Origin of the sequence: Anaerophilus nitritigenes, from assembly GCF_004138215.1 — a bacterium.
Lineage (GTDB): Bacteria > Bacillota > Clostridia > Peptostreptococcales > Thermotaleaceae > Anaerophilus > Anaerophilus nitritogenes.
This window is the reverse complement of sequence record NZ_RYYS01000032.1, coordinates 163,169-177,986: the sequence shown is the minus strand read 5'-3', so window position 1 is coordinate 177,986 and position 14,818 is coordinate 163,169. Positions and strand designations below refer to the sequence as shown.

Here is a 14,818-nt window from a genome sequence, read left to right as displayed (position 1 = left end):
ATCGTAACGTGATCTACTCGTAATGGTTTTTCCATATGCTCCAGAGTGGGTTCAAAGAATTTAGCTATAAGACTCTCACCATCGTCTTACTCTCTGTGCAACTGCTTTCTTTTACTATTCTCCTTCAATGCATCAAAGTATTTATATTTAAAAATAATTATATCCAATAATATAATTTATGTCAATAGATTATACTTTTAAATCCACTTCTATTCCTAAAAAGTTTTTGTACTTTTCTAAAATAGGTTTGATATTTTCTTCTATAAACTCAGAGACTTGTTCTGGTGCTCTTCCTATAAATAATTTAGGATCCATCAATTTGTTTATGTCCTCATGAGATAAATTAAATGCTTGATCCCCTGCAATTCTTGTTAATAAATCATTTTCTCTTCCTTTTTCTTTTACTTCTCTTCCTGCATCCATAGAGTGCATTCTTATTTTTTCATGAAGCTCTTGTCGATCTCCGCCTTTTTTTACAGCTTCCATTAAAATATTTTCTGTAGCCATAAATGGAAGTTCGTTCATAATATGTTGATGAATCACTTTTTCATACACTACTAATCCTGAACAAATATTAATACAAATTTCTAAAATTGCATCTACCGCTAAGAAACTCTCTGGAATAGAAATTCTTCTGTTGGCAGAATCGTCTAGTGTTCTTTCAAACCATTGAGTAGATGTAGTCATAGCTGGATTCATTATATTTGCCATTACATATCTAGATAAAGATGCAACCCTTTCACTTCTCATAGGATTTCTTTTATATGCCATAGCTGAAGATCCTATTTGTGTAGATTCGAACGGTTCTTCAATTTCTTTTAAGTGTTGTAATAATCTTATATCATTTGTCATTTTATGTGTACTTTGAGCAATTCCACTTAAAACAGATAATATTTTATAATCTAATTTTCTTGAATAAGTTTGTCCAGTTACAGGAAATGTATCTGCAAATCCAAGTTTTTTTGCTACTAATTTGTCTAGTTTTTTTACTTTTTCATGATCTTTATCAAATAATTCTAAAAAGCTAGCTTGCGTTCCAGTTGTTCCTTTTACCCCTCTTAATTTAATATCATCTATTATACGTTCAACGTCTTCATAATCCATCAATAAATCCATAAGCCATAGAGTTGCTCTTTTTCCTACTGTAGTAAGCTGTGCAGGTTGAAAATGAGTAAATCCTAAAGTTGGTACATCTTTTTGATCCAGTGCAAATTGTGACAATTTATGTATTAAATTGATAAGTTTCTTTTTTACTAAAATCATTGCTTGTTTCATATTAATAATATCCGTATTGTCTCCTACATAAGCACTTGTTGCTCCTAGATGAATAATAGGTTTTGCTTTAGGACATTGTTCTCCAAACGCATATACATGTGCCATTACATCATGTCTTGTCTCTTTTTCTCTTTTTATTGCTACATCATAATTGATTTGATTTTGGTATTTTTTCATTTCTTCTATTTGTTCATCTGTAATTTTAATCCCTAGTTCTTTTTCTGATTCTGCAAGAGCAATCCAAAGCTTTCTCCACGTACTAAATTTTTCATCAGAAGAAAATATTTTTGACATTTCTTTGCTTGCATATCTTGTAATTAGTGGATTTTCGTAAGTTTGTGTCAATTTTGTTTCCCCTTTCTAATATCTTAGACTATCTTTATTCTATATTCTTTTTTACAATCATTCAATACTATTTTTCATATTTATAACAGATTCATAAGAAATACCTACACTTCCTACAGTAGGAACACCTTCCTTTTGATCATCATGATAATCAGAACCTCCTGTTACAAAAAGATTATACTCTTTTGCTTTTTTAAAAAATATTTCTTCATGTTGTGAATCATGTTCTCTATGATATACTTCTATCCCTAAAAATCCTTTTTTTATTAAATCATCTATAAAAATTGATTCATCTAATAACCCTGGATGTGCCAAGGTAGGGATTCCTCCTGATTTTTTTATGATATCAATAGCTTCTTCTACAGATAATTTAAATCTTTCTACAAAAGCTTCTCTTCCTCTTGTTAAAAACTTTTCAAAGGCATCTGAAATTGAATCTGCATATCCTTTTTGAACAAGTATTTTGGCAACATGAGGTCTTCCAAAAGATCCATCTTTTACTATGTTTTTTACTTCATCAAAGTCTATAGAAATATTTATTTCTTGTAATTTTTGTATCATTTTTTTTATTCTTTTTAATCGATAATCTTTTATTTCTTTTGTAATATTTATAAGTTCTTGGTGGGTATAATCTATAAAATATCCTAAAATATGTACTTCTTTTCCATCATATATACAGCTAAATTCTATTCCTGGAACAAGTAAAAAACCACCATATTTTTTAGATGTATATACTGCTTCTACAATACCATCTACTGTATCATGATCCGTAATAGCAATTCCTCTTAATCCTTTTTTGTAAGCCCACTCTACAATTTGTGTAGGTGAAAAAATTCCATCTGAAGCATTTGTATGAACATGCATATCTATCATAAAATACATTCTCCTTTTTATTATATCTATTTATATTATAACTCAAGGATTAAAACTTTATAATAACATTTACTTTTTAAGAAAATATAAGATAATATAAAGCACAAAAACCTGCTTATAAGCAGGTTTTTTGAGTTTATACTATCTTGGTTCTACAATCAATTTGATTGCTGTTCTTTCTTCACCATCAATTAAAATATCTGTAAAAGCAGGAACACAAATTAAGTCAACACCACTAGGAGCAACGAATCCTCTAGCAATAGCTACTGCCTTTACTGCTTGATTTAGAGCACCTGCACCAATAGCTTGAATTTCGGCTCCTCCACGTTCTCTTAAAACCCCAGCTAATGCTCCTGCAACAGAGTTTGGACTGGATTTTGCTGACACTTTTAATACTTCCATGATTATAGCCCCCTTATTTGGTTATATTTAACATATTTCTCTTAATATATTCTACATTTGTTAATGAAATCCTTTTTTTTATTTAATAAATTTAAAAATTTTTCAAAAAATTTTATGCAAAATAAAAAGAAGCTCTCGCTTCTTTTTATTTTGCATATTCAATAGCTCTTGTTTCTCTAATCACATTTACTTTAATTTGACCTGGATACTCTAACTCATCTTCTATTTTTTTAGTAATTTCTCTTGCCAAATAAATAATATCTTCATCTACCATTTCTTCTGGTTTTACCATAATTCTAATCTCTCTACCTGCTTGAATGGCAAAAGATTTGTCTACTCCATCATAATCATTTGCAATTTCTTCAAGCTTTTGTAGACGTTTAATATATGTCTCTAATGTCTCTCTTCTTGCTCCTGGTCTTGCTGCTGAAACTGCATCTGCTGCTGTTACTAACACAGCTTCAACCGTTTCGGGTTCATAATCCCCATGATGAGTAGACATAGCATGAATGACTTCATTAGATTCTTTATATTTTTTAAGTAGTTCCATTCCAATATCCACATGAGTTCCTTCTACTTCATGGTCTACCGCTTTTCCAATATCATGAAGAAGTCCTGCTCTTTTTGCTAGTTTCACATCTACCCCTAGCTCAGAGGCCATTACTCCTGCTAAATGAGCTACCTCTATAGAATGTTTTAACACATTTTGGCCATAACTAGTCCTATATTTTAATCTGCCTAGTAATTTAACCAATTCTGGATGAAGGCTATGAACACCAGTTTCAAAAGTAGCTTGTTCTCCCTCTTCTTTTATAATATTATTCACTTCTTTTTTAGCTTTTTCTACCATTTCTTCAATTCTAGCAGGATGAATTCTACCATCTACAATTAATTTTTCTAATGCAATTCTAGCTACTTCTCTTCTAATAGGATCAAATCCTGATAAAATAACTGCTTCTGGTGTATCATCAATGATAAGATCAATTCCTGTTAACGTTTCTAATGTTCTTATATTTCTTCCTTCTCGACCGATAATTCTTCCTTTCATTTCATCGTTCGGAAGACTTACTACAGAAACAGTAGTCTCTGCCACATGATCTGCTGCACATTTTTGTATTGCATATGCTATAATTTCTTTCGCTTTCTTTTCTCCATCTTCTTTTGCTCTTTGTTCAATATCTTTAATCATCATAGCAGCTTCATGTTTCACTTCTTTTTGAGTATCACTTAAAAGCAATTCTCTGGCTTGTTCTCTTGTAAGCCCTGATATTCTTTCTAATTCTTCAAGCTGCTTTTGATAGGCTTGTTCTATTTGTTCTTGTTTTTCAACTGCTTCTTTTATTTTTTTATTTAATAGTTCATCTTTTTTCTCTAAGTTATCAGATTTTCTATCTAATGTTTCTTCTTTTTGTAACAATCTTCTTTCAAGTCTTTGAATTTCATTTCTTCTTTCTCTACTTTCCCTTTCAAGTTCATTTCTTAATCTATGAACTTCTTCCTTTGCTTCTAGTAAAATCTCTTTTTTAGAAGTTTCAGCTTGTTTTTCTGCTTCTACAACGATTTCTTTTGCTTTCTCTTCTGCATTATTTATTTTACCTTCTGCAATATTTTTACGAACAAAATATCCTGCTCCTATCCCTGCTGCTAAAGCTACTACAATAAAAATGAACGTATATATTGGATTAATATTAAAACACCTCCCCTGCTTAAACATAAACAAATAACAAAACCGAGAAACCTCGGCTTTTAAATCTTCCACTATGTGATTATAGGGCAAAAAATTTAAAATACTAGCTAGGCCTCTTTTTTATTCATGTACAGATACACCAATATCTGTTATAATTGTATATCTTTTTTTAGAGACTGTCAAGTTGATTATTCTTCTTAATGTTGTAAGTAGCTTTATTATCCTACCAATTTTACATAAATTATACATAAAAATAAAACCCTTCAAAAGGGTTTTATTTTTTGCCTTCTACTTTTTCTTGTTTAATTTCCTTCTTTTCTTCTTTAGTTTCTATTTTTGCTTCTTTACTTTTAATAGTAGATAAATTATTAGCTTTTCTGATTTTATTTTCAAGTTCTAAACAAAGCTCTTTGTTGTCTATTAAAAATTGCTTTGCATTTTCTCTTCCTTGTCCTAAGCGATGTTCTTCATAACTATACCAAGAACCTGCTTTTTTAACAACATCCATTTTTACAGCACAATCTAGCACACTACCTTCTCGTGAAATCCCTGTCCCATACATAATGTCAAATTCTGCTACCTTAAATGGGGGTGCCACTTTATTTTTTACGACTTTGACTCTTGTTCGATTTCCAATCATATCATCCCCTTGTTTTAAGGTTTCAATTCTTCTTACATCTAACCTTACGGATGCATAAAATTTAAGAGCTCTTCCTCCTGTTGTAGTCTCTGGATTCCCAAACATAATTCCTACTTTTTCTCTTAATTGATTGATAAATATAGCTGAAGTATTAGACTTATTAATAGCTCCTGCTAATTTTCTTAGTGCTTGAGACATAAGTCTTGCCTGTAAACCTACATGAGAATCTCCCATTTCTCCTTGTATTTCAGCTTTAGGAACCAATGCAGCTACAGAATCTACTACAATAACATCAATGGCTCCACTTCTTACTAATGCCTCACAAATTTCTAATCCTTGCTCTCCTGTATCTGGTTGAGAAACGACTAATTCATCTATATTAACTCCTAAATTTTTTGCATAAACAGGATCAAGAGCATGCTCTGCATCTATAAAAGCAGCAACGCCTCCTGCCTTTTGAGCTTCTGCAATAATATGTAGGGCAACAGTAGTTTTTCCTGAAGATTCCGGTCCATATATTTCTATAATTCTTCCTCTAGGAATCCCTCCTATTCCTATAGCAATATCTAAATCTAGTGATCCAGTAGAAATAGATTCTACATTTAAATGAGTGGTATCCTCTCCTAGCTTCATAATAGATCCTTTACCAAATTGTTTTTCTATTTGCCCCATAGCCATTTCTAATGCTTTTTTCTTTTCATCCATATATATCCAGATTTTTAAAATCTGGTTTCACCTACCTTTCAACATTGTCGAACTTATGTTCTAGGTCTATTATATACGATGACTCTTTTATGGTCAATAGTATATTTTCAAGAAATGGTTTTTCTAATTAGATTCAAAGCGAGCATGCTTGTATAATTTCTTACTCTATTTCTATCTCCTGAAATATTATGTTTTTCACAAATAAATGAATCTTTATAACAAAGTCCAATATATACAAGTCCCACAGGTTTATCTTTAGTTCCTCCAGTAGGTCCTGCAATTCCTGTTATAGATAAACATAAATCACTACCTGTTCTTTGTTTTAATCCTAGAACCATTTCTTTTGCTGTTTGCTCACTCACAGCTCCATATTTTTGTAGAGTTTCCTTTTTTACACCTAGCTCATCTATCTTTGCTTGATTACTATATGTGATTACACTTGTTTCCAAAGAGCTAGATATTCCTGAAATATCTGTAAGTTTTGCTGCCATTAAGCCTCCTGTACAAGATTCTGCAAAAGAAATTGTTATTTTTTCTTCTATCAATTTCTTTGCAACAACTTCTACTAATTCTTCATCTTCACAACTATATAAATAATTTCCTAGTTTATTTTTAATAATACAAATCATAGGATCGATCAATTGAATAGCTTTTTCTATACTATTTTCTTTCGCTGTAACTCTTAAGCTTACTTCTCCATCTTTTGCGTAAGTTGCCAAAGTAGGATTGGTTTGATTAGATATCAAATCTAACAATTCAGTTTCTAGGGCAGATTCTCCTATTCCAAAAAATTTTAATATTTTAGAATGAATAACATCACAAGATCTTTCTTTCAAATAAGGGATTACATAATTTTGAAACATACATTTCATTTCCTTAGGAGGCCCTGGTAGACATGCTATAGTTTTTTGATCTTTAGATAAAATAAACCCTGGAGCTGTTCCGCAATCATTATCTAAAATAAGACTTCCCTTTGGTAAGTATACCTGTTTTAAATTGTTTTCATTCATGATCTTATTAGATCTTTTAAAATAATTTATAAGACTTTCATAAGAAGGTTCATGTTTAAAAAGGCTTGTTCCCATAACCTTTGCAATCGTTTCTTTTGTTAAATCATCTTGAGTAGGTCCAAGCCCTCCAGTTGTAATAATTAGATCAGATTTTTCTAATGCATAATTTAATATTTCCTCAAGCCTTATCTGGTTATCTCCCACAGTAAAATGATAATATACATCTATTCCTAATCCATTTAACTCCTTCGTTAAATATTGCGTGTTGGTATTTAATATTTGTCCAAATAAAATTTCTGTTCCTACACTAATAATAGATGCTTTCATATGATCTGCCCCCTCTTCAAATAAACAATAAAAAGCAGCTACGCTGCTTTATTGTTTTAATACATGTCTATTTAGATATAGATAGTCTATACCTGATACAATAGTAAGAATCACTGCAACCCATAGCATAATAGTGCTAAATGGAAAATTAATCAAACTAAAAGGATAATTTTCTAATAATATAGCAATAATTGCAATAATTTGAGTAAGTGTCTTCGCTTTTCCCCACCAGCTTGCTGCAATAACAATTCCCTCTGACGCTGCTACAGCTCTTAATATACTTATAGTATATTCTCTGGAAATAATCACAACTACAATCCATGCAGGTAATTTATGCATTTGTACAAGACAGACTAAAGCCGCAGTAACTAATAGTTTGTCAGCTAAAGGATCCATAAATTTACCGAATTTTGTAACTTGATTCCTGCTTCTAGCAATATATCCATCTAGTGTGTCTGTAATAGCAGCAATAGTAAATATACCTGCAGCAATATACATTCCATAAGGAATTTTATTCAAAAGCACAACCATAAATAAAGGAACCAAAAAAATTCTAGCAATTGTTAATTTATTTGCAAGATTCATTTATGATCTCTCCTAATAAATCATATTCTAATGTATCTGTTATTTTTACTTTCACAAATTCTCCTTTTTCTAACTCTTCATTACATGTAAAATAAACAACTCCATCTACTTCTGGTACATCATATTCTGTTCTTCCTATATATACATTTTCTTCTTCTACCTTTTCTTCTACAAGTATATCATAAATATTTCCTGTTTTATTACTATTTTTTTGAAATGAAATATCTTTTTGTATATTCATAATTTCATCTATTCTTTGTTCTTTTATTTGTTCATCTATTTGATCATTTAGTTTTGCTGCTGGTGTATCTTCCTCTTGAGAATATGTAAACACTCCTAATCTATCAAATTCTATATTTTGTACAAATTCTTTTAATTCTTCAAACTGTTCTTTTGTCTCCCCTGGAAAACCTACAATTAAAGAAGTACGTATATGGATGTCTTTTATATTGTTTCTTAATTTCCCTATAACCTTTAGAATATGTTCTTTATTGGTTTTTCTATTCATTTTCTTTAAAATATCATCGCTACAATGTTGTATAGGAATATCTAAATATTTGCATATTTTATCTTCTCTTGCAATCACATCTATTAATTCATCTGTAATTTTATCTGGATAACAATATAATACTCTGATCCATTTTAACTTTTCTATTTTACACAATTCTGTTAGTAATTGAGGCAATCTATATTCTTTGTATAAATCTATTCCATAACAAGAAGTATCTTGAGCAATTAAAATAATCTCTTTCACACCCTTTTGAACCATATCATGAGCTTCCTTTACAATATCCTCAATTTTTCTGCTTCTATATTTTCCTCTTAGCTTAGGAATAATACAATACGTACATAAATTGTCACAGCCTTCTGCTATTTTTAAATACCCAGTATAAGATGGGGTACTTAAAATTCTAGGAAGATCTTCTGAAATAGCAATATTAATATTTCCTGATTTTGAAACTCTCTCTCCTTTTAAAGCTTCATGAATAACTTTTATAATTTCTGGGTAATTTCCTGTCCCTATGACAGCATCGGCTTCTGGAATTTCTGCTAATAAATCTTTTGGATATCTTTCTGCTAAACATCCTGCTATAACTAATGCTTTACAATTTCCTTCTTTTTTTAGAGTTCCTAATTCTATAATTGTATCAATAGATTCTTTTTTTGCTGCATCAATAAATCCGCAAGTATTGACAATAATAACATCTGCTTCATAAGCATCACTTGTTAATATAAACTTATACTCTTTTAATAACCCCATCATCACTTCTGAATCTACTAAATTTTTAGAACATCCTAAGGACTCTATAAACACTTTTAAATCCATTTTCATACTCCCTTCTAATAGTCCAATCTATTTTTTATAAATTCTTTTAATTTTGTTACCGCTTCTTCTATATGTTTATATTCTATAACTAGATCATATTCATATTTATAAATAGAATATTGATAAAATGGATCGTAATAATACTTCATTAAATATTCAATCACATAAGAGTAATTTTTTTCATCAATCTTTTGAATCAATATATCTACTGCACTATTTCCTAGTCTTTTTCTTAAATAATGAAGAGATTTTTTTATTTTTTCATAATTTCGATCTAGATGATGTACATAATCTTTTAAAATCACATTTACTCTATTTTCTATAGTAGTTTGAATGAGAATATGATGCTTTTGCATCATGTAATGATATAAAGTATCAGGTATTTGCACATTTCCTATTCTCTTACTTTCACTCTCAATAAAAATATAAGATTCTTTCATACAATACATTTTATGAAACAATAAGGATTCAAAGTTTTTTTGTGTTGGAGGTTTTTTCTCAAAGACCATATCTCCAAAAACAGAACCACTATTTTGCGCCATTTCTTCAATATTTAATATAGGAACATCTATTTTCTTTAATTCCTGTAAAATATGTGTTTTTCCAACACCTGTCATTCCATGAAGTACGATAAAATCATATTTTAAAATATCAGTTTCTAAATAATTGATTACATATCTTCTATACCCTTTATATCCATCTTTCAATTGATAAATATTAGGAATATCTAGCATACTTAATAAATTACATACAGATTTACTTCTCATTCCACCTCTCCAGCAAAATATGATAATATGATCATATTCTTTGCTATACCCTTTTATAGTTTCATAAAGGTTAGGAATCTTGTATGATACTAGATTAAGTCCTGTAAGTGTTGCTTTGTCTTTGTTTTCTTTTCTATAAATAGTTCCTACAATAGCTCTTTCTGAGTCATCTAATATAGGTATATTGATTGAGTCTAAAATGGTTCCCTCTTCATATTCAGCTGGAGAACGAACATCTATAAATATTGTTTTCTCTAATGTTAGTGCTTTTTTTATGTCTATTACTTTAAACAAATTGATCCCTCTATTTCTATGATATAGATTGACTTTTTATTTCTTCAAATTCTTCTTTAGATAACAAAACATCTCTAGGCTTACTTCCTACATGTTCTCCTACAATACCCCTCTCCTCCATAGCATCAATTAATCTTGCCGCCCTATTATATCCTATTCTAAACCTTCTTTGAAGCATAGAGATAGAAGCTTGTTGCGTACCTATAATCAATTCTATTGCATCTGTTAATAATTCATCTACATCCTCTTCACTCATCATATTATTTTCTAGTTTCTCAATAATATCATCTTCATATTCATGAGCTTTTGTTTGTCCTTTTACAAATTCTACTATTCTTTCTACTTCATGATCTGAAATAAAAGCTCCTTGTACTCTTACAGGTTTTGCCTCTCCTACTGGATAAAAAAGCATATCTCCTTTTCCTAAAAGCTTTTCTGCCCCTCCCATATCTAATATGGTTCTTGAATCTGCTTGAGAAGAAACTGCAAAGGCAATACGAGATGGAATATTCGCTTTAATTACGCCCGTAATTACATCTACAGAAGGCCTTTGAGTTGCAACAATCAAATGAATTCCAGCCGCTCTAGCCATTTGAGCCAATCTACAAATAGAATCCTCTACTTGTCCTGGAGCCACCATCATAAGATCTGCTAATTCATCAATAATAATTACGATTTTAGGTAGCAAATCTCTACATTCATTTTTCATTTTATCATTATAACTATTAATATCACGTACATTATTTTCTGCAAATTGTTTATATCTGTTGGTCATCTCCCCAACTGCCCAGTTTAGGGCGCTAGATGCCTTTTTAGGATCTGTTACAACAGGAATTAACAGATGAGGAATTCCATTATAATTATTTAATTCTACTACTTTTGGATCTACTAATAAAAGTTTTACTTCATCAGGAGTAGCTTTATAAAGTATACTCGTAATTAAAGTATTGATACAAACACTTTTTCCAGAACCTGTTGCTCCAGCTATAAGCATATGGGGCATTTTAGACAAATCCGCTGTAATAGGATTGCCTGCAATATCCTTTCCTAAAACAAAGGTAAGTTTAGACTCATTATTTTGAAATTTTTCACTTTCTAATACTTCCCTTATAGTTACAGGAGATACTTCTTCATTTGGAATTTCTATTCCTACAGCAGCTTTTCCTGGAATAGGAGCTTCAATTCGAATATGAGATGCTGCTAGATTTAGGGCAATATCATCAGATAAATTCACAATTCTACTTACCTTCACTCCTGGACTTGGTTGTATTTCGTATCTAGTAATGGTAGGTCCTTTGCTTACCTGCACCACATTGGCTTCTACTCCAAAGTTTTCAAGTGTTTCTTCTAGTGTCTTTGCCTTATGAAGGATCTCTTTTTTATCATTTTTATTGTTAGCAATAATAGGATCATTTAACAAATCAAAAGAAGGTATTTCATATTCAACATCTGTTTTTTCAGTATTTTGAATATGAATATGAATTTCTTGTTCATCATTTTTACTTTCTTTTTTAGGAAGATCTTCTACTTGTATATCTTCCTTTTGTATATCTACATGATCTGGTGATTCTCTTGTAAAATCTAATATTTTTATTTTTTCATCTAAATTGACATTTTGTTGTGCCAAATTTTTAGTATCATCTTGTATTTTTTTTGTAGGTTTGTCTTTTTTCTTATATTGTTTTTCCTCTTTATTAGGTACTTGAATAAATTCTAAAACAGTTTGTCCTATGAGAAAAATCATCTTCGTAAGTACTTGTTTAATATTTTTAAGTAAATGTACTAAAGACATTTTTGTCATAACCATAAAAGCTATGATCATAATAGTAAGCACAACTACATAACTTCCATTTACTCCTAAAAGCTTAATTCCTATATATGCAAATACACTGCCAATAACTCCTCCTCCACTTCCCATGACTCCTCTTTCATAAAACAACTTCATACTATCTAGCCCAATTTGAGTAGGTAATTGATCTAACCCATAAATTCCATAAAGAATTACATACCCTAAGTATAAAACAAATGCAGAACATTTTGATCTTTGGTCAAAATGAATAGATTTTCCAATCATAGAAAATACACCTAAAAATACAATAAAATAAGGTAATATGTAGGCAGGAAAAGATAATAAGCCCTTTAAAACAGATTCTATCAACTTTCCTAATTTTCCTGTTGATTCTGTCTGTAAACTAATCATCATGAGTATCCCTATAGAAATAGTAAATAAAGATATAATTTCATTTTTTAAAATAGACTTCTCAACAGTTTTCTTACTTGTTCTCTTTCTCTTTCCCATTTTTCCCCTCCCCCATTCATATATGATTAGAAAAAGCACAGATGAACTGTGCCTTAGAGAACTTCATGTAATAATAAAGACAATGATCAAATAAAGTTTTAATACTTATTATTAACACTTTAACATTGATATTATAACATATGCTTTTAAATTATTCTATTGCAATTTCTTTTGAATCCCTTCTCTTTGTGTTTTGTTGATTTTTATTAATTCTTTTAATTTTTCCATTGCATCATATAATCCTCCTATTTCATCAATCAAGCCTACCTCTACTGCTTCTTTTCCAATGAGAATAGTACCTACATCATTTGCAATTTCATCTGTCTCATTCATCAAATCTAGGACTTTTTCTCTAGGTACTTTAGATGTCCTAGTAATAAACTGAATAATTCTTTCTTGCATTTTTTGAAAATATTTAAAGGTTTGAGGTACTCCAATAACAAGTCCATTCATTCGAATAGGATGTATAGTCATAGTAGCCGTTTGAGCAATAAATGAATAATTACTTGCTGTAGCTAAGGGTACTCCTATACTATGTCCACCTCCTAGTACTAATGATACAGTAGGTTTTGACATAGTAGAAATCATCTCAGAAATGGCAAGTCCTGCTTCTACATCTCCTCCTACTGTATTTAAAACTGTAATCATTCCTTCAACATTAGGATTTTCCTCTACTGCTATAAGTTGAGGAATGATGTGTTCATATTTTGTAGCTTTTGTTTGAGGGGGAGAAACAGCATGTCCTTCAATTTGACCAATTATAGTTAAATAATGAATATTATTTGGAATACTAGGAATTTCATGGGTTCCTACATTTTTGATATTCTCAAGCTTAGGATCTATAGTAATTTTTGGACTTATATCAGGTAATATACTAGGCTTAGTTTCAATAGGAGGCATTTCTGTTCCGCTATATATGTTTTCCATTTTTTCACACCTTTCATAATAGTAGTTATTTTCTTTTATTATTTTTTCCAATAAAAAAACTACTATACATTTCATATAGTAGTTTCTTTCCTCTATTCAAAAAGATGAAATTCCTTATGCAAAGCATTTACTGCCTTTTGAGTATCTAAATCTTTTATTAAACAAGATATAGTAGTGTGTGAATCAGAAGTTTGTAAAATTTTTATATTATGAGAAGATAAGGCTTTTACAATTTTACCCATAACTCCAGGTACACCTCTCATTTTATGACCTACAGCTGTAATTTTACTGCAATTTTTTTCAATATAAAAATCAAATTGATTGCCCTTAAGAATTTTTTCTATTTTTTCAAGATTTTTCTCTTCAATGGTAAATACCTTTTTATCAATAAAAAAATTAATCAAATCTATACTAATATGATGGTTTGTCAATTCATTCATAAGTATTTCATTTTTTTCCATACAGTCCTCTACATATACATTCACTTGTGCAATATTATTTTTATGTGCAATGGCAGTCAAAATCTTATCTTCTAAAATATTTTTATTGTATGGATTGGTATACCTTTCATTGTTAAAAATAATAGTTCCTGGTTCATTAGACAATGTGCTTTTAATTTTCAGTGGAATATTTCCTCTCTTTGCAATCATTACAGCTTTTGGATGAACTACTTTCGCACCATATTCTGCCATTTGATAAATTTCATCATATCCTATTTCTTCAATAACTTTCGCTTCTGATACAAGTCTTGGATCAGCAGTCATAACACCATCTACATCTGTATAAATTTCTACAACCTCAGCATGAAAAGCTTCTCCTAAAATAGCAGCTGTAGTGTCACTGCCTCCTCTTCCTAATGTAGTAATATCCCCCACCTCTGTGGCTCCTTGAAAACCTGTTACCACTGGAATATAATCATTTTTTAATAATTCATAGATACGATGTGTATCTACTTTTAATACTTGTGCATCTCCATAATGGTTGTCTGTAATAATACCAGCTTGATACCCAGTAAGCGCAATCCCCTTATATCCCATAGCCTTAATAGTATTTGCCATAATTACAGAAGATATAATCTCTCCACAAGCCATTAAAAGATCTAATTCTCTACTCTCTTCTTCATAATACGTAGATCGAGCAAACTCAAGTAGTGTATCTGTTGCATAAGGATCTTTATTTCTGCCTATGGCAGATACTACAACAATCGGATATTTCCCTTTATTTTTTGTTTCAATTACTTTTTTTGCTACTGTTTCTCTTAATTCTTTTGTTGCTACAGAAGTGCCTCCAAATTTTTGTATGATAATGTCCATATTTTTCCCTCCAACCATATATCCACCTATATATTAGCACAA

Annotated in this window: 12 protein-coding genes and 1 other annotated feature (1 of these 13 only partly in view); all 12 genes read right to left on the bottom strand. The window is 30.3% G+C overall.

The window, feature by feature from the left end; genetic code table 11:
- Positions 1 to 137: a binding site (T-box leader), on the bottom strand; it reaches 67 nt to the left of the window's first position.
- A 52-nt stretch (positions 138 to 189) separates the two neighbouring features.
- Positions 190 to 1,620 (bottom strand): adenylosuccinate lyase, encoded by a 1,431-nt coding sequence (purB, locus tag EK368_RS05105; protein ID WP_129597056.1) that lies wholly within the window; start codon positions 1,618 to 1,620, stop codon positions 190 to 192.
- A gap of 57 nt (positions 1,621 to 1,677) precedes the next feature.
- Entirely contained in the window at positions 1,678 to 2,493 is an 816-nt protein-coding gene (locus EK368_RS05100) for a PHP domain-containing protein (protein ID WP_165000327.1), read from the bottom strand.
- Between the two features lie 141 nt (positions 2,494 to 2,634).
- Positions 2,635 to 2,895 (bottom strand): stage V sporulation protein SpoVS, encoded by a 261-nt coding sequence (gene spoVS / locus EK368_RS05095; protein WP_053957377.1) that lies wholly within the window; start codon positions 2,893 to 2,895, stop codon positions 2,635 to 2,637.
- Between the two features lie 145 nt (positions 2,896 to 3,040).
- Positions 3,041 to 4,609, bottom strand: coding sequence for a ribonuclease Y (gene rny, locus EK368_RS05090; RefSeq protein ID WP_129597187.1), 1,569 nt, complete (start codon positions 4,607 to 4,609; stop codon positions 3,041 to 3,043).
- A 247-nt stretch (positions 4,610 to 4,856) separates the two neighbouring features.
- Entirely contained in the window at positions 4,857 to 5,927 is a 1,071-nt protein-coding gene (gene recA / locus EK368_RS05085) for a recombinase RecA (RefSeq protein ID WP_129597052.1), read from the bottom strand.
- Between the two features lie 107 nt (positions 5,928 to 6,034).
- On the bottom strand, positions 6,035 to 7,264 hold the full coding sequence (locus EK368_RS05080; protein ID WP_129597050.1) for a competence/damage-inducible protein A: 1,230 nt from the start codon (positions 7,262 to 7,264) through the stop codon (positions 6,035 to 6,037).
- A 48-nt stretch (positions 7,265 to 7,312) separates the two neighbouring features.
- Positions 7,313 to 7,849 carry a CDP-diacylglycerol--glycerol-3-phosphate 3-phosphatidyltransferase gene (gene pgsA / locus EK368_RS05075; protein ID WP_129597048.1) on the bottom strand — a complete coding sequence of 179 codons (537 nt, stop codon included), beginning with the start codon at positions 7,847 to 7,849 and terminating at the stop codon, positions 7,313 to 7,315.
- Positions 7,833 to 9,176 carry a 30S ribosomal protein S12 methylthiotransferase RimO gene (gene rimO / locus EK368_RS05070; RefSeq protein ID WP_129597046.1) on the bottom strand — a complete coding sequence of 448 codons (1,344 nt, stop codon included), beginning with the start codon at positions 9,174 to 9,176 and terminating at the stop codon, positions 7,833 to 7,835. The genes pgsA and rimO overlap by 17 nt, the downstream gene beginning before the upstream one ends.
- Positions 9,177 to 9,190: 14 nt before the next feature.
- Entirely contained in the window at positions 9,191 to 10,237 is a 1,047-nt protein-coding gene (mnmH, locus tag EK368_RS05065) for a tRNA 2-selenouridine(34) synthase MnmH (protein ID WP_165000326.1), read from the bottom strand.
- Between the two features lie 16 nt (positions 10,238 to 10,253).
- On the bottom strand, positions 10,254 to 12,536 hold the full coding sequence (locus EK368_RS05060; protein WP_129597042.1) for an FtsK/SpoIIIE family DNA translocase: 2,283 nt from the start codon (positions 12,534 to 12,536) through the stop codon (positions 10,254 to 10,256).
- 156 nt (positions 12,537 to 12,692) lie between these two features.
- Entirely contained in the window at positions 12,693 to 13,463 is a 771-nt protein-coding gene (locus tag EK368_RS05055; RefSeq protein ID WP_279222260.1) for a ClpP family protease, read from the bottom strand.
- Between the two features lie 92 nt (positions 13,464 to 13,555).
- Positions 13,556 to 14,776 (bottom strand): aspartate kinase, encoded by a 1,221-nt coding sequence (dapG, locus tag EK368_RS05050; RefSeq protein ID WP_129597040.1) that lies wholly within the window; start codon positions 14,774 to 14,776, stop codon positions 13,556 to 13,558.
- Positions 14,777 to 14,818 lie beyond the last annotated feature (42 nt).